Source organism: Streptomyces sp. NPDC048623 (assembly GCF_040650755.1).
Lineage (GTDB): Bacteria > Actinomycetota > Actinomycetes > Streptomycetales > Streptomycetaceae > Streptomyces.
Window position 1 is genome coordinate 17,466 of the sequence record NZ_JBEZHV010000025.1, and the last position, 14,667, is coordinate 32,132.

Here is a 14,667-nt window from a genome sequence, read left to right on the forward strand (position 1 = left end):
GATGGGCGGATGTTCTATGAAGATCTCAGCGAGTACGACTTCCTGGACGAGGACGCGTTCACGGCCAGCCTGGCGCATGCGGGCTTCGAGACCCTCTGCTTCCGGCCGACGTACACCCGCCTGAACATCGGGTGGCTGGAGGCCGGCCGGCCGTACGCGACCGGCACGGTTCCCGACGCGTTCGTTGAGAAGCTGAAGGCCATCCAGAAGGTCCAGTGGATGAACGTCTGCCTCGGGTATCACGACTGCGACCTGTGCCCGGAGGACGACGAGACGGCCCCGGAAGGGAACGGGGAGGTCCGGATCCCGGGCGAGCCCGGCATCGCGTACGCCGCGCCGTTTCTGGTCACGCACTACATCACCGCTCATGGCTACCGCCCGCCGCAGGTCTTCGTCGACGCTGTGCTCGCCGTTGACCTCGACGCCTGGGCCGCGGCGCGGTGGCCCGACGTCCCGTTCCCGTGGGTCCCGGCGGATGCGGAACGCATGGTGGAGTAGTCCCGCCCGACTTTGTGTCGAGGTCACTCGCTGGTGCTGGCTAGGCTGCCGCCGAGGAGGCGATCATGGGGATCGAGCTCGAACTGCATTCCGCTCGCCCGGCGCGGAATGACTGGGCCATGTCCAGGGCTACGTTCCTGCAGGGCTCGTACGAGTACGGCGAGGAACTGGCGGCGGTGCTGGCCACACTCAAGGCGGACGGCCCCGACAAGCTCTCGTGGGTGGATCCCTACGGCGACACACAGTTCAACGAGCAGGAGGCGGAAGTCGCGCTCGGAGAGATCGCGGGACTGCTGCAGCGGTGCACCACCGAAGGGCAGAGAGCTGCCGTGACCGACCTCGCGGCGATGCTGAAGTCCTGCGCGACGACGCCCGGGAGCTGTCTGTGGTTCGTCGGTGACTGATCCGACCGGTCCCCGGTCGCCGTCCCCCTCCACCCTCGTCCCCGCCCCTACGCCATGGCCGCCGCCAGCACCGCGCGCAGGTGCAGCACCCCCGCCTTCCACTCCTCGCCGTCCGACTCCTCCCACAGTTCGAGCAGTTCGGAGTCCTTGGCGAGCACCCGGTCGAGGGCCGCGACGGCCTCGGGCCGCAGTGCGGCGGGGAGCGGGGGGATGGCCTGGTCGGGGCCGTACGGGGTGGTGACCGGGGTTCCGCCGGGGAGCTGGGCGGCGACCAGGGCGGCCGCGGCCACGGCCTCGACCGCGAGGTCGGAGTCGAGGTAGTCGTCACCGGTCTCGATCACCTCGCGGAACGCGGCGAGGAGGACGTCCGCCTTCCTCTCCTCCGGCGCCTCGTCCACCGTGGACGAGAAGTCCGCGGCGGTGTCGTTGTCGAACGGTCCGATGTCCCAGGTGCCCATGGCGTGCCCACTCTCTCTGCGGTCCAGCAGCGCTCTCAGGCGCTGCTCCGCATCGTGGCAGCCGCCACTGACAACGCCCCCGCGCCCGCGGCCCGTCAGGCCTCCGCGCCGCCGATCCCGTCCAGGAGCCGGATCTCCTCCTCGCTCAGCCGGAGCGCGCCCGCCGCCACGTTGTCGGCGAGGTGGGCCGGGTTGCCCGTGCCGGGGATGGCCAGGACGTGGGGGCCCTGGTGGAGGATCCAGGCGAGGCGGACCTGGGCCGGGGAGGCGGCGTGGGCGCGGGCGACGGTGAGGATCGCGGCGTGTTCGGTACGGGCGACGGCGCCGGACTCGCGGCCCCGGCCGGCGACGGAGAAGAACGGCACGAACGCGATGCCGTCCGCCCCGCAGGCGTCCAGCACCTCGCGCCCCTCCGGCGCGTCGATGCCGAAGCGGTTCTGCACACACACCACGGGCGCGATCTCCCGGGCCTGGTCGAGGTGTTCGAGGCGCGCGTTGGAGATGCCGAGGTGGCGGACGAGGCCCGCCTCCCGGAGCTCGGCCAGCGCGCCGAAGTGCTCGCTCACGTCCGGCTGGCTCATCACGCGCAGGTTCACCAGGTCGAGGTGGTCGCGGCCGAGCTGCCGCAGGTTCTCCTCGACCTGGCCGCGCAGCTGGTCGGGGCGGGCCGAGGTGGCCCACTCGCCCGAGGCGTCCCGGGCCGGGCCGACCTTGGTCGCGATGACCAGGTCGTCCGCGTACGGCGCGAGCGCGGAGTTGATCAGCTCGTTCGCGGAGCGCAGCCGCGAGAAGTAGAACGCGGCGGTGTCGATGTGGTTCACGCCGAGTTCGAGCGCGCGGCGCAGCACGGCGACGGCCTGGCCGCGGTCGCTCGGGACGCCTTCGTGGAAGGCCGCGCTGCCGGTCAGGCGCATCGCGCCGAAGCCCATCCGGTGGACGGTGAGGTCGCCGAGCGACCAGGTGCCGGAGGCCGCGGCGGAGACCGGGTGCGACGGGGTCGACGAGGTCATTTGTTTCCTGAGCTCCGTTCGAGGGTGGAGTGCGAGCGTCGGAGCCTACAACCGTCGATCGACAACACCCGACCTCGTATCTGACCTTCCGTCAGATTGAAACGTGTTCTAGTCTGCGCGCCATGGGCATCGCCATCACGCACGAACAGCGGGAGCTCGCCCGATCCGTCCGCGGCTGGCTCACCCGCGCCGTACCGCCCGAAGAGGTCCGTAGGTACGTCGACCTCCCCGGCCTCGCCACCGCCCGCCCCGCCCACTGGGACGGCGCCGTCGCGCAGGGGCTGCTCGGGGTGCATCTGCCCGAGGAGTACGGGGGCGGGGGCGGCGATCTGGTGGACCTGGCCGTGGTTCTGGAGGAGGCCGCGCGGGCCGTGCTGCCCGGGCCGTACCTCCCCTCCGTCCTCGCCGCCGAGCTGCTGCACCGCGCCGGCCGCGGCGAGGAGGCCGCCGCCGTCGCCACGGGCGAACGGCTCGCCGCCGTCGCGCTCGGCACCGGGACCCTCGCCGCCGCGCCCTCGCGCACCGCCGACGGGTTCGTCCTCGACGGCCTCGCCCCGCCCGTCCTCGGCGCCGCCTGTGCCGATCTGCTGATCCTTCCCGCACGCGCGGCAAACAGGACGATCTGGCTCGCCGTCGACGCCGACGCCGATGCCCTCGCCGTACGCCCTCAGGCCTGCGCCGACCCCACCCGGCCCACCGCCGAGGTGCGCACCGACGGCGTCCTCGTGCCGGCCGGGCGCGTCCTCGGCCTCACCTCTGCCGCCGTCCACGACCTTGCCGCCGTCCTCTTCGCCGCCGACGCCTGCGGCACCGCCGCCCGCGCCCTCGACACCGCCGCCGAACACGCCCGTACCCGCGTGCAGTTCGGGCACCCCATCGGGCGTTTCCAGGGCGTCAAACACCTCTGCGCCGACATGCTCGTACGGCTCGAACAGGCCCGCGCGCTCACCTGGGACGCCGCCCGCGCCGCCCGCGCCGCTCGCGAGGAGCCCGACGGGCGGTCGACCAGCGCGCCCGATGCCGTACGGTCCCTGACCGCCGCCCTCGCCGCCGCGACCGCGCTCGACGCCGCGTACACCGTGGCCAAGGACTGCATCCAGATCCTCGGCGGCATCGGCTTCACCTGGGAACACGACGCCCATCTCCTCCTGCGCCGCGCCCTCGTGGCCCGCCAGCTCCTCGGCGCCGGCGATACCCACCGGCTCGCCGCTCTCGGCCACGCCGCCACCGGCACCCGGCGCGAACTGCGCCTCGAACTCCCCGCCGAGGCCGAGGAGTTCCTCAGGTCCGCCCGTGAAGCCCTCGCGCCCGCCGCCGGACTCGACCCGTACGCCGCCCGCAAGGCCCTCGCCGCCACCGGCTACACCGCGCCGCACCTCCCGGAGCCGTACGGTCTCGGCGCGGGCCCGGTCCAACAGCTCGCCGTGCAAAGGGAGATGGCGGCATCCGGCATCCGGCTGAGTCCGTTGTCGATCGCCACCTGGGTGATCCCGTCCCTCCTCGCGTACGGCACCCCGGCGCAGAAGGAACGGCATCTGCCGCCGACCCTGCGCGGCGAACAGCAGTGGTGCCAGCTCTTCTCCGAACCCGAGGCCGGCTCCGACCTGGCCTCCCTCCGTACCCGCGCCGAACGGCTGGACGACGGCACCTGGCGGATCAACGGACAGAAGGTGTGGACGAGTTCGGCCCAGACCGCCGACTACGGCATCCTCCTCGCCCGCACCGACCCCGCCGCGCCCAAGCACCGCGGACTCAGCTACTTCGTCGTCGACATGAAGAACACCCCCGGCATCGACATCCGCCCGCTCAAGGAGATCACCGGGGAATCCCTCTTCAACGAGGTCTGGTTCGACGACGCCGTGCTGCCCGCCGACGCCGTCGTCGGCGAGGTGAACGACGGCTGGCGGGTCGCCCGCAACACCCTCGGCAACGAGCGCGTCCACATGGCCGACCAGGTCGCCTTCGACACGGGCCTGGAGGCGCTGATCGCCGCCTCCGCCGAGGCCGACACCTCCGGCGACTCATCCGTACGGGTACGGGTCGGCGCGCTCGTCGCCGAGGCCCACGCCCTCGCCTGCATCGGCCTGCGCACCACCCTGCGCCAGGTGTCGGGGCTCGAACCCGGCCCCGGTGCCAGCGTCCGCAAGCTCGTCCAGACCGTCCACCAGCAGAAGGTCGCCGAACTCGCCCTCGAACTCCTGGGCCCGGCGGGCGCGGTGGCCGAGGGGGCGGGGGAGCGGGCCGTGCACGGGGTGCTGATGTCGCGCTGCCTGACGATCGCGGGCGGGACGACGCAGGTGCAGCTGAATGTCGTGGCCGAGCGCCTGCTCGGCCTGCCGAAAGACTGATCCGAGAGACTGATCCGAGAGACTGAGAGGTCCTGTGGTGAAGGCGTACATCGTGGGCGTCGGGATGACGAGGTTCGAGAAGCCGGAGACCCGGGACTGGCAGTACTGGGACATGGCGAAGGAGGCCGGCACCGCCGCCCTGGCCGACGCCGGCATCCCGTACGGCCTCGTCCAGCAGGTCCCGGTCGGCTACTGCTTCCAGGCCTCCACGGCCGGCCAGCGCGCCGCGTACGAACTCGGGCTCACCGGCGTACCCGTCTACAACGTCAACAACAACTGCGCGACCGGATCGACCGCGTTGATGATGGCGCGGCAGTTCGTGGAGGGCGGAGCCGCCGACTGCGTGCTCGCGCTCGGCTTCGAGAAGATGACGCGGGGCGCGCTCGGCGGCGGTGGCGCGGACGGCGGAGACTTCAAGGCATCCCCCGTCGCCCGGCACTACGGGATCATGGCCGCCGGGCACGGCTTCGAGACGACCCCGCCCACCGCCCAGATCTTCGGCAACGCGGCCCGCGAGCACATGGAGCGGTACGGCACGACCGAGGTGCAGCTCGCGGCCGTCGCCGCCAAGAACCACCGGCACTCCTCCCGTAACCCCAACGCGCAGTTCCAGGACGTCTACACGGTCGACGAGATCCTCGCCGCCAAGACCATCCACCGCCCGCTCACCAAGCTCCAGTGCTCGCCCACCTCCGACGGCGCGGCCGCGGCGGTCGTCGTCTCCGAGCGCTTCGTGGACGCACACGGCCTGCGCGACCGGGCCGTGGAGATCGCGGCCCAGGCCATGACCACCGACACCGAGGAGTCCTTCGCCTCCGGCTCCTGCATCGACGTCGTCGGCCGCCCGATGTCGCGGGCGGCGGCCCGGCAGGTGTACGAGACGTCCGGGCTCGGCATTGAGGACGTGGACGTGATCGAGCTGCACGACTGCTTCTCCGTCAACGAACTCCTCACGTACGAGGCGCTCGGCATGTGCGAGGAGGGCGCCTCCGGCAAGCTCGTGGAGTCCGGCGCCACCACCTACGGCGGCCGCTGGGTCGTCAACCCCTCCGGCGGCCTCATCTCCAAGGGCCACCCCCTGGGCGCGACCGGCCTCGCTCAGGCCGCCGAACTCGTCTGGCAACTGCGCGGCGAGGCGGCCGGCCGCCAGGTGCCGGGTGCCCGCGTCGGCCTCGCACACAACATCGGGCTCGGCGGGGCGGCGGTGGTGACGATGCTGCGGAGGGCATAGGCCGGCTCCGAGGCGCTGACCTCCAGTTATGTGGAGCTGCTGAGACGAATCGACATGTCGATGAATGATGTGAACTGCATCACGCTTCTGTGGTGAGCGGCGACATCACTCTGCGATCGCGTTCGCCCCGTCGAGCTCGGGCGCCGGAAGGTCACCCGCCGACGTCGAGCACGTTGCTCGTCGGCGGCGTCGAGAAGTGGACGACGACCACCACGTACACCGGTGACTCGACCGCCACCACCGCTGTCCAGGGCGGCACGGCCGGCCGGACCATCGTCGACGCGCGCGGTCGGACCGTCGAGACACGTGAGTACGCGGGCACCAGCCCCACCGACACGCAGTACGGGGCGACCCTCGGCACGGCGTACACCTCGACGAAGTTCGAGTACACGCTGGACAGCAAGCAGACCAAGATCACCGGCCCTGACAGTGCCACGTGGTCCTACACGTACGACCAGTACGGCCGTCAGAAGACCGCGAGCGATCCCGACAAGGGAACGGCCGAGTCGGAGTACGACCTGCTCGACCGGGTCACGAAGACTGTCACGGCCTACGACACGCTCAGCCGCCCTACTACGACCGAGCTGACCCTGCCGGCCGCGGACTCGCTGTACTCGTCCGTTCCCAACGGCAAGCTCACCTTCACCAGCACCTACCGCCCCGACGGCACGGTGGGCAGCAGCAGTGAGCCCGCGCTCGGCGGCCTGCCGTCCGAGACCATCGAGTACCGCTATGGAGCGGTCGGTCGGCTCACGTCCATGATGGGCCTGACCGGCTATCTGCAGAACGCCGACTACTGGGCCCTCGGCCAGGTCAAGCAGCTGGTCCTGGGTAAGGGCGGCCCGGACGACCGCAGTGCTTCGCCTACGACGGTCACCGTCGTCTGGCGGAGGCGTGGACCCCCGCGTCGCAGAACTGCTCGGACACCCGCTCCGCGAGCACGCTCGGCGGCCCGGCTCCGTACTGGACGTCGTACACGTACAACCAGGGCGGCCAGCGCAAGCTGGAGACGCAGCACGCGGCAGGTGGGGACACCACGACCACGTACTGCTACGACCCCGCCGAGCAGCCGCACGCACTGCCCACCCAGCAGCTCACCAAGCGCTACATGACGCCCTTCGGCGCCGAGCGCGGCGGCTCCATCGGCACCTGGCCGACGGACCGGGGCTTCCTGGACAAGACGGCCGACAAGACGACGGGCCTCACACACATCGGCGCCCGCGAATACGATTCAGGCATCGGTCAGTTCATCAGCGTCGACCCGGTGCTGCAGGCCGACAAGGCTCAGACGATGAACGGCTACACGTATGGTGCCAACAATCCCGCCATGTTTGCCGACCCGACAGGAAAGGCTCTGCCTGAGTGCGTGAGCGGGATGTACGTGTGTCGTGGTGGAACCGAGGTCGTCAGCAAGCGGAGCAACTACGACAAGATCGTCGCCCAGAACAATAGAGACTCCAAGTACTATGCGGAGAACCTGAAGAAGTGGCAGTCCTCTCGGTCCTCTCAGTCCGGCCATCTCGGATCGAGTTCCGGGCGGAACACGGCGAAGACCGGAAACGATAATGCGCCATTCAACTCCGTCACGCCGACCCCATCCCAGTACTCGTACTTCCAGAATCACATCCTTCCCGAGTACGAGGGATTGATCGCCGCGGCCAAGGCGGCGGGCTGGGACCTGTCGGCTGAGCTCTGGCGGCACTATCGCGAGGCCAGTGGCGACGAGTACGTGGTCGAGTTCGACAAGCTACGGGGCGACCCGGGGCTCCGGAAGGTCGTTATGGACCAGCTCCACGATTGGTCGGATACTGCCACCTCGACGTGTGCAGGCGGTGGCCCCTGCGAATTCACTGCCGACTCGAAATGGCTCGGAGTCGACCTCGATGAGCAGGATAGTCACTTCGGAATCGGTCATGCTCAGGTGAGGATTACCGGTGAGGCGCGGCCCGACGGAAAGTCGACCAGCGTCGAGATGAATGTCCAGGTCTACAAGGACTGGAACTTTGACAAGGGGAAGTGAGATGTGGGCGGCGGCCTTCGGATCGTCGCCCGCATCGGGTATGGTTCGCATCAGAAGAGGAGAAGGTATGCCGCATGGAGTTCGGGCGCTGCGATTGCTTGCCGCCATTGCCGTGGGCATGGCTCCGCCGCTGCTGCTCGTACGCGTCGTGGCAGGAGTCTTCGAGGCGCAGTCCAGTGGCGATCCCCAGCCTTTTGACTGGTGGCCCGCGCTGGGTGAGTCCGCACTGTGGAGCGCCGCCGACGTCGGATTTCTCCTCGCTGCACTGTTTCTGTTGAAGCTGATATTTCCCGACATGACGTTCCATCGGTCGGGGAGATGGCTTTTGGTGTTGGGTGCCTCGGCCGTGGCCGGTCTTGTTTCCGGTGTCCTCTACTCTTCCGTTTCCTCGCGTGGAGTAGGTGTTGCGGCGTTGATGTACTGCCTGTTCTCCTTCACCGCGCTGCTGTCCTCGGGCTTCGTCGCCTCCATCGTCCTGAAGCTGGACGCCGCCCCGACGCGCCCTGGCACGGGAAACGAGACGGCGGGCTGAGAGCGAAGGGCCGAGGAGAAATGGACCCCCAAAGTTCGACCATTGACGCCCTCTGGCTCACGTCAACTGTCACAGCCGGAGATCTTGTGGGTCGCTGATCGGTAGGGTCGGTTGTTGGGTGGTCCAGGCTCGTAGGTGTTGCGGGAGGGGCCGCCGCGGCGCCGGTAGTGGCTGACGGTGGCGCGGGTCTGGTGGAGGCGGCGCCAGAAGTTGCAGGCCAGGACGGTTTCGACGGGATGCTGGGGGTTGAGGCGAGGGCGGCTGGGCAAGCCGGATGCTCTGCTGGGAGGGCCTCAGGAGTGGTCCGGGGATCAGTCGGTGCTCTCGCTCACGGGGTCCACTTGCGGACCTGGTACTGGTCGAAGCCCACGAGCTGCTTCGCGGGTAGCCCATGCGAAGGGGGGCTCGCTGGCAGGGCGTCGGTGATCGCGGTTTGTGACTATCGGGGAACCTGCCTCGTCATCCCCGCGGTGGGGGCGCGATGCCGATCACGGTCTCCACCAACCAGGTGATGCGACGGCTTTACAGCCAGCCCTGTTGGCGGGCCGCGCGGACGGCTTCCATGCGGTTGCGGGTGCCCGTTTTGCCGATGGCCGAGGAGAGGTAGTTGCGGACCGTCGACTCGGAGAGGTGGAGTGCGGCCGCGATGTCGGCGATCGTCGCGCCGTCCACGGAGGCGGCGAGGGCTTCGCGTTCGCGGGGGGTGAGGGGGTTGGGGCCGGCGCTGAGGGCGGCGGCCGCGAGGGCCGGGTCGATGACCGTTTCGCCGCGGAGGGCCTTGCGGATGGCTTCGGCCAGGTCCTCCACCGGGCCGTCCTTGACCAGGAAGCCGGCCGCGCCGGCCTCCATCGCGCGGCGGAGGTAGCCGGGGCGGCCGAAGGTGGTGAGGATGAGGACCCGGCAGTCGGGGGCCTCGTCGCGCAGCTTCGCCGCCGCGTCCAGGCCCGACATGCCCGGCAGTTCGATGTCCAACAGGGCCACGTCGGGCCGCGCCGTCAGGGCGGTGGACACGATCTCGTCGCCCCGGCCGACCTGTGCCACGACCTCCAGGTCCGGCTCCATCCCGAGCAGCAGCGCGAGCGCGCCCCGCATCATGCCCTGGTCCTCGGCGAGGAGGACGCGTACGGACTTGGCGGGACGGTGGTCCCGGGGCATCTCGTTCACAGGGACCAGGGTAGGCCGCATCGGTGCGCGGGGGCTCGTCGTTGGACGGGCATGAACAGGACCAGGAACAGGATCGCCGCCGCTGTGGTGCTCGCGGGGGCCGTGCTCGGGACGATGACGATGGGGAGCGGGGCCGCGCAGGCCGCCGCCGGCGACGGGGCCGCGGGGCCCGCCGGAGGGCTTGTCGGGATGCTGGGGATCGGCGGCGGAAGCGGCGGGGGCGGCGACCAGGTGTCCGGGACCGTGAGCGGGAACAGCTCGGTCGCCGACATCGGCGGGCAGACGACCGAGCAGAACACATCCGGTGACTAGGCCGCCGTGTCGAAGGTGTAGTGGCGGGTGTGGTCGAGCATGTCGGCCGGGGTGACGTCGTTCCACGGGCGCATCGGGTCGTGGAGGTCCACGACGTTCGGCGTGCCGGCGGCCGGGAGGTACGGCGAGGCGGGGTGGCGGGCCTGCCAGTCCGCCCACAGCTTGTCGACGAAGGCGTGGTGCAGCCAGAAGACCGGGTCGTTGGGGGAGACCCCGGTGGCCATCTGGCCGCCCACCCACACATGCACGCGGTTGTGGAGGTTCGCCCCGCGCCAGCCCTCCAGATGGTTGCGGAAGCCGTCCGAGGCGCTGTTCCAAGGCGCCGTGTCGTACGTCTCCATCGCGAGCACCGCGTCCACCTCGGCCCGCGTCGGCAGTGGGCGGCCGCTCGCGCCCAGGTCGCGGCGCAGGTAGTCGCGGCCGTCGACGCGCACCGTGATCGGCCAGCGGTTGCCGGAGCGGGTGAACGGCCCGTCGACGACCTGCCCGTCGCGGGCCCGGCCGGTGCCGCCGAGGAAGTCGGGGGCCCAGAGGGAGGAGCGGGAGGTGCGGTCGGCCGTCCAGTCCCAGTAGGGGAGGGTGACGGCCGGGTCGACGGACTGCAGGGCCTGCTCGAACTGGAGGAGGAAGCGCCGGTGCCAGGGCAGGAACGACGGCGAGCGGTGCCCGACGCGGTCGCCGCTGTCCGTGTCGCTCATGATGAAGGCGTTGTGGGTGGTGACGAAGGCGTCGTAACGGCCGGTCCGCTTCAGTTCGAGCAGCGCGGCGACGAAACGGCGCTTCTCCTCGGCGGTGAGCGTGGCCTGGTTCTTGCGTACGTTCATGAGGTGATCGACTCCGGGGCGGTCAGGCGGAGGGCAGGGGTCAGCGGGACGAGCGGCGCGCCCTGCAGTTCGCGTACGGCCGCCCGCGCGGCGGCTCTGGGCGTGGCGACCGGGTCGTAGTGCGTGATCACGCTGATCCAGGTGCCGTCGGCGTTGCGCATGACGTGCAGTTCCGCGCCGTCGATCGTGACGGTGTAGCCGCCCCCGTGGTCCCCGTGGTGACCGCCGTGTGCGGATGCGCTGCCCTTGATGTGGCGGCCCAGGTAGACCTCGTCGAAGGAATCGGGCGTGGACGCGGGGCCGTTCACGGGGCCGTTCGCGGGAGCCGCGGCGGCCGGGCCGGCCAGGGCGAGGCCCGCGGCCGCGCCTGCGGCGCCCGCGGCGACGCCCAGGGCCTTGCGGCGGGTGATGCTGGACATGGAAACCCCCTCTTGCTGGTGCGCCGGGGGTTGGTCATATGCCCCCCGGTGCTTCCCATCGATATCCGGGGGCTTCGGTGCGGCGGAAATCGGCGCCGGCCGGTTGGGCGCGATGCGGACAACTTCCCGCGAAAAGTGCAAACTTGAACGGAGTTGATCTTGTCGTGGAGGGGTGGCGGGGCGCCCGTGGAACGAAATCCTCCGCCGGGTGCGGCCCCCTCGCCCGAATGATCTTTCGGGACGGATGTACGGGTGTGGCCGCGCCCACCTGCGGAAACTGACCGGATATACGGCCCCGTCGGCCCGCCTCAGCAGTCCGTACGGGCGTCCAGGCGCAGCCCGCGCCGTTCCTGTTCGGCCGGGGCCGCGGCTGCGGCGGAGTCCCCGTCCCCCGTCTCCACCGGCAGCTCCGCCACCGTACGGAACCCGCCGCGCGGGCCCGGGCCCGAGGTCAGCGTGCCGCCCGCCGCAGCGACCCGCTCCCGCAGGCCCCGCAGGCCGCTGCCCGGTGAGCCCCCTTCCGTATGACTGATTCCACGGCCGTTGTCCGAGACCGTCAGACGCACCCGTTCCGGGCCGCCGCCGACCTCGATCTCGCAGCGGGTGGCGCCGGAGTGCCGGACGACGTTGGTCGCCGACTCGCGCACCACCCAGCTGAGCAGCGCCTCCGTCTGCGGCTCCAGCGGCGGGCCGGACTGGCGGACCACCGGCTCGATGCCCGCCGAGGTCAGGGCGTCGCGCGCGCGGTCGAGTTCGGCCGCGAGGGACGCCTCGCGGTAGCCGGTCACCGCCTCCCGGATCTCCGTGAGCGCCTGCCGCCCCACCGTCTCGATGTCCGCGACCTGCGCGAGCGCCGCGTCCAGGTCGCCCGGCCCGAGCCGCCGGGCCGCCTCCGCCTTCACCACGATGACGGACAGGGTGTGGCCGAGCAGATCGTGCAGGTCGCGCGAGAAGCGGAGGCGTTCCTTCTCGACCGCCGTACGGGCCAGTTCCTCGCGGGTCGCGCGCAGTTCGAGCACGGTGCTGTTCAGGGCGAGGATCGCCGAGGTGACCGCGATCGAGATGAACGTGCCGTACACGACACCGAAGGACGTCCAGGAGTCCCGCCAGACGGTCACCACGCCGACCGCCGCGCACAGCGGCAGGGCGATCAGGGGCATCAGCCTGGGGCTTCGCACCACCGAACCGACCGCGAGGCCCAGCAGCGGAAAGAGGAGCAGCCACTCCCGTCCGTAGCCGATCGCGAGCGCGAAGGCGAGGGCGCCGAGGGCGCCGAGCAGTCCCCGGGTGAGCGGGGTCTCGCGGCGGCGGTCGAAGGCCCGGAAGACGATCGCGATGTAGACGGTGTTGAAGGCCAGCAGACCGAGGCTGCCCAGCCAGGGGTTCGCGGCCTCGCCCTGGATGAGGTGGGAGAGCGCGCCCAGGCTCATGAGCATCCACGGCAGCAGGCTCAGCCCGCTCGGTCCTCGCTCCCGTGACCGTTCGACCCGGCGCCGAAAGAACGTCCGCATCGCTCCGTACCCCCCAGGATCATTCCGCCCGTTCACGCCGCCCGTGCGGAACGACGGTACGAGACCGCCGCGTACGCGCCGAAAACCGCCGCCCAGGCCGCGAGCACCGCGACCGCCGTCGCGCCCGGCAGTGAGCCCTCCGCCGTCGCGCGGCCGAGCTCGGAGAAGCGGTTGGTCGGAGTGTACGAGGAGACGGTGGCCAGCCAGCGCGGGAAGAGTTCGACGGGGAACCACAGGCCGCCGACCACCGCGAGGCCCAGGTTGCAGGCCACGTTGACGACGCCCGTCGTCTGGGCGGAGAGGCGGTAGCCGTTGCCCAGGCCGAGGAGGGTGAAGGGTATCGAGCCGGCCCACAGGGCGACGGACACCGCCGCCCACTGCCAGGCGTCGAGCCGTACACCGTTGACGAGCCCGCCCGCGAGCAGCACGGCGACGATGGCGGGGAGGACGACGACCGTGCCGGTCAGGGCGCGGCCCGTGACCACCTGGCGGGGCGTCATCGGGGTGACCCGCAGCTGGCGCAGCCAGCCGGTGGACTTGTCCTCGGCGACGCCCGTTCCGACGGACAGGGCGGCGCCGAGCGCCCCGTACGCCGCCATCCCGACCATGGCGGCGGTGCGGTAGGCCGTGTCGTCGTCCCCGAGGAGGTTGGTGAAGAGCAGGTACATCAACACGGGTACGGCGACGCTGGAGATGACGAAACCGGGCTCGCGCAGGGTGCGGCGGACTTCGAGGCGGACGTACGCGGTGATCATCGGGACATCTCCAGGGAGTCGGCCGTACGGGCGGGGGTGCCGCGGGGCGTACGGGTCAGGTTCAGGAAGGCCTCGTTGAGGGAGACCGGGGCGACCTCCAGGCCCCTGATCAGGTCCTGCGCGGCGAGCGCGCGGACCGTGGCGTCCGAGCCCGTGCTGCGCAGCAGCGCGCGGTCGCCGTGGATCTCGACGGAGGTGACGCCGGGCAGCGCGGTCAGGCCCTCGCTGGGGTGCCCCGCCAGGTCGAAGGAGACCGTGGTGCCGCCCGCGGCCCGCTTCAGCTGCTCGGCGGTGCCGTCGGCGAGGATCCGCCCGGAGTCGACGACCACGATCCGGTCGGCGTTGGCGTCGGCCTCCTCCAGGTAGTGGGTGGAGAAGAGGACCGTGTTGCCGCGCCGGGCGTAGCCGCGCATCGAGTCCCAGAAGGCCTCGCGGGCCTCGACGTCGAGCGCGGCGGTCGGCTCGTCGAGCACGATCAGCTCGGGGTTGCCCGCCAGCGCGATCGCGAACCGCACCCGCTGGGCCTGGCCGCCGGACAGCCGGTCGACCCGGCGGCCCGCGAGGTCGGTGAGCCCGGCGTGGCCGAGCGCCTCGGCCACGGGCATCGGCCGCGGATAGGTGCGGGCGACGAAATCGAGCAGCTCGCGGACGGTGACCCGGGAGACCGGGCGGGCGTCCTGGAGCATCGCGCCGATCCGCCCGGCCTCGACGGCGCGGGCCGGCGCGTCGCCGAAGAGGCGGACCCGGCCGCTGTCGGGCTCGTCGAGGCCGAGGAGGAGGTTGATGGCGGTGGACTTGCCTGCGCCGTTGCGGCCGAGCAGGGCGACGGTCTCGCCGCGGCGGATGCCGAGGTCGATGCCGTCGACGGCGCGGACCGCGCCGAAGGTCTTGGTGACTCCGGTGAAGGCGACCGCCGTCGTGTCTGCCGCGCCTGTCGTACCGGCCCCCGTTGTTGTCTTCATGACCACGACGTTACGGAGCGGGGGCGGGGGCCGGGCAGGCTCAGGCGTACGGACCTGGCCGTGACAAATGTCCTGGGTCGGCTCCGGAGCTCCGGATCCGGAGGTCTGGAGGTCCGGAGCCCCGGTATCTGACATGCCGTCAGCAGGGTTCCCAACTCCCCACCCCTCGGCTATACATGGGTTCGCCGTTCTAGAACGCGTTCTAGAACACGCGCCCCG

The 14,667-nt window shown here is 71.1% G+C and carries 16 protein-coding genes; 8 read left to right on the forward strand and 8 right to left on the reverse strand.

The window, feature by feature from the left end; genetic code table 11:
• Positions 1 to 9 precede the first annotated feature (9 nt).
• Both AB0C73_RS29275 and AB0C73_RS29280 read left to right on the forward strand, forming a co-directional pair.
• On the forward strand, positions 10 to 498 hold the full coding sequence (locus AB0C73_RS29275) for a hypothetical protein (protein ID WP_362536018.1): 489 nt from the start codon (positions 10 to 12) through the stop codon (positions 496 to 498).
• Between the two features lie 65 nt (positions 499 to 563).
• The gene (locus AB0C73_RS29280; RefSeq protein ID WP_362536020.1) at positions 564 to 902 is read left to right on the forward strand and encodes a hypothetical protein; all 339 of its coding nucleotides are present in this window, start codon (positions 564 to 566) and stop codon (positions 900 to 902) included.
• Positions 903 to 949: 47 nt separating this feature from the next.
• Here AB0C73_RS29280 and AB0C73_RS29285 read toward each other — a convergent pair whose 3' ends face one another.
• Together AB0C73_RS29285 and AB0C73_RS29290 are read right to left on the reverse strand one after the other, a co-directional pair.
• On the reverse strand, positions 950 to 1,360 hold the full coding sequence (locus AB0C73_RS29285) for a DUF4259 domain-containing protein (protein WP_362536021.1): 411 nt from the start codon (positions 1,358 to 1,360) through the stop codon (positions 950 to 952).
• Between the two features lie 95 nt (positions 1,361 to 1,455).
• Positions 1,456 to 2,370 carry an oxidoreductase gene (locus AB0C73_RS29290; protein ID WP_362536023.1) on the reverse strand — a complete coding sequence of 305 codons (915 nt, stop codon included), beginning with the start codon at positions 2,368 to 2,370 and terminating at the stop codon, positions 1,456 to 1,458.
• 122 nt (positions 2,371 to 2,492) lie between these two features.
• On the opposite strand from AB0C73_RS29290, the gene AB0C73_RS29295 reads away from it, so the two are divergent.
• From AB0C73_RS29295 to AB0C73_RS29315, 5 genes are all read left to right on the forward strand, one after another.
• On the forward strand, positions 2,493 to 4,718 hold the full coding sequence (locus AB0C73_RS29295) for an acyl-CoA dehydrogenase (RefSeq protein WP_362536025.1): 2,226 nt from the start codon (positions 2,493 to 2,495) through the stop codon (positions 4,716 to 4,718).
• 37 nt (positions 4,719 to 4,755) lie between these two features.
• Positions 4,756 to 5,949: a lipid-transfer protein gene (locus AB0C73_RS29300; protein ID WP_362536027.1), complete on the forward strand. Its 1,194-nt coding sequence runs from the start codon at positions 4,756 to 4,758 to the stop codon at positions 5,947 to 5,949.
• A gap of 173 nt (positions 5,950 to 6,122) precedes the next feature.
• A complete protein-coding gene (locus AB0C73_RS29305; RefSeq protein ID WP_362536029.1) occupies positions 6,123 to 7,061 on the forward strand; it encodes a hypothetical protein in 939 nt (312 codons plus the stop codon).
• Positions 7,058 to 7,969: an RHS repeat-associated core domain-containing protein gene (locus AB0C73_RS29310; RefSeq protein WP_362536031.1), complete on the forward strand. Its 912-nt coding sequence runs from the start codon at positions 7,058 to 7,060 to the stop codon at positions 7,967 to 7,969. Before AB0C73_RS29305 ends, AB0C73_RS29310 begins: the two co-directional genes overlap by 4 nt.
• A 67-nt stretch (positions 7,970 to 8,036) precedes the next feature.
• Entirely contained in the window at positions 8,037 to 8,501 is a 465-nt protein-coding gene (locus AB0C73_RS29315) for a hypothetical protein (RefSeq protein WP_362536033.1), read from the forward strand.
• 522 nt (positions 8,502 to 9,023) lie between these two features.
• Here the strand turns inward: AB0C73_RS29315 and AB0C73_RS29320 are convergent.
• Positions 9,024 to 9,656, reverse strand: a complete 633-nt coding sequence (locus AB0C73_RS29320) for a response regulator transcription factor (RefSeq protein ID WP_362536171.1) — start codon at positions 9,654 to 9,656, stop codon at positions 9,024 to 9,026.
• Positions 9,657 to 9,716: 60 nt separating this feature from the next.
• On the opposite strand from AB0C73_RS29320, the gene AB0C73_RS29325 reads away from it, so the two are divergent.
• Positions 9,717 to 9,977 (forward strand): hypothetical protein, encoded by a 261-nt coding sequence (locus AB0C73_RS29325; protein ID WP_362536035.1) that lies wholly within the window; start codon positions 9,717 to 9,719, stop codon positions 9,975 to 9,977.
• Here AB0C73_RS29325 and AB0C73_RS29330 read toward each other — a convergent pair.
• The 5 genes from AB0C73_RS29330 to AB0C73_RS29350 form a co-directional block, all read right to left on the reverse strand.
• Positions 9,974 to 10,801, reverse strand: a complete 828-nt coding sequence (locus tag AB0C73_RS29330) for a tyrosinase family protein (protein ID WP_362536037.1) — start codon at positions 10,799 to 10,801, stop codon at positions 9,974 to 9,976. The two genes, AB0C73_RS29325 and AB0C73_RS29330, sit on opposite strands and share 4 nt — an antisense overlap.
• Positions 10,798 to 11,220 carry a tyrosinase cofactor gene (locus AB0C73_RS29335; protein WP_362536039.1) on the reverse strand — a complete coding sequence of 141 codons (423 nt, stop codon included), beginning with the start codon at positions 11,218 to 11,220 and terminating at the stop codon, positions 10,798 to 10,800. Before AB0C73_RS29335 ends, AB0C73_RS29330 begins: the two co-directional genes overlap by 4 nt.
• Before the next feature lie 308 nt (positions 11,221 to 11,528).
• A complete protein-coding gene (locus AB0C73_RS29340) occupies positions 11,529 to 12,731 on the reverse strand; it encodes a sensor histidine kinase (protein WP_362536041.1) in 1,203 nt (400 codons plus the stop codon).
• Positions 12,732 to 12,763: 32 nt separating this feature from the next.
• Complete coding sequence (locus AB0C73_RS29345; RefSeq protein WP_362536173.1) at positions 12,764 to 13,483, reverse strand: ABC transporter permease; 720 nt, start codon at positions 13,481 to 13,483, stop codon at positions 12,764 to 12,766.
• Complete coding sequence (locus AB0C73_RS29350) at positions 13,483 to 14,448, reverse strand: ABC transporter ATP-binding protein (protein ID WP_362536043.1); 966 nt, start codon at positions 14,446 to 14,448, stop codon at positions 13,483 to 13,485. The genes AB0C73_RS29345 and AB0C73_RS29350 overlap by 1 nt, the downstream gene beginning before the upstream one ends.
• Between the last annotated feature and the right edge of the window lie 219 nt (positions 14,449 to 14,667).

What these genes read in the sequence shown, in the direction of transcription:
- AB0C73_RS29320 (WP_362536171.1), bottom strand. Translation starts at nt 9,656, where the DNA reads ATGCCCCGGGACCACCGTCCCGCCAAGTCCGTACGCGTCCTCCTCGCC.
- AB0C73_RS29285 (WP_362536021.1), bottom strand. Translation starts at nt 1,360, where the DNA reads ATGGGCACCTGGGACATCGGACCGTTCGACAACGACACCGCCGCGGAC.
- AB0C73_RS29275 (WP_362536018.1), top strand. Translation starts at nt 10, where the DNA reads ATGTTCTATGAAGATCTCAGCGAGTACGACTTCCTGGACGAGGACGCG.
- AB0C73_RS29310 (WP_362536031.1), top strand. Translation starts at nt 7,058, where the DNA reads ATGACGCCCTTCGGCGCCGAGCGCGGCGGCTCCATCGGCACCTGGCCG.
- AB0C73_RS29350 (WP_362536043.1), bottom strand. Translation starts at nt 14,448, where the DNA reads ATGAAGACAACAACGGGGGCCGGTACGACAGGCGCGGCAGACACGACG.
- AB0C73_RS29340 (WP_362536041.1), bottom strand. Translation starts at nt 12,731, where the DNA reads ATGCGGACGTTCTTTCGGCGCCGGGTCGAACGGTCACGGGAGCGAGGA.
- AB0C73_RS29315 (WP_362536033.1), top strand. Translation starts at nt 8,037, where the DNA reads ATGCCGCATGGAGTTCGGGCGCTGCGATTGCTTGCCGCCATTGCCGTG.
- AB0C73_RS29325 (WP_362536035.1), top strand. Translation starts at nt 9,717, where the DNA reads ATGAACAGGACCAGGAACAGGATCGCCGCCGCTGTGGTGCTCGCGGGG.
- AB0C73_RS29290 (WP_362536023.1), bottom strand. Translation starts at nt 2,370, where the DNA reads ATGACCTCGTCGACCCCGTCGCACCCGGTCTCCGCCGCGGCCTCCGGC.
- AB0C73_RS29335 (WP_362536039.1), bottom strand. Translation starts at nt 11,220, where the DNA reads ATGTCCAGCATCACCCGCCGCAAGGCCCTGGGCGTCGCCGCGGGCGCC.
- AB0C73_RS29280 (WP_362536020.1), top strand. Translation starts at nt 564, where the DNA reads ATGGGGATCGAGCTCGAACTGCATTCCGCTCGCCCGGCGCGGAATGAC.
- AB0C73_RS29295 (WP_362536025.1), top strand. Translation starts at nt 2,493, where the DNA reads ATGGGCATCGCCATCACGCACGAACAGCGGGAGCTCGCCCGATCCGTC.
- AB0C73_RS29330 (WP_362536037.1), bottom strand. Translation starts at nt 10,801, where the DNA reads ATGAACGTACGCAAGAACCAGGCCACGCTCACCGCCGAGGAGAAGCGC.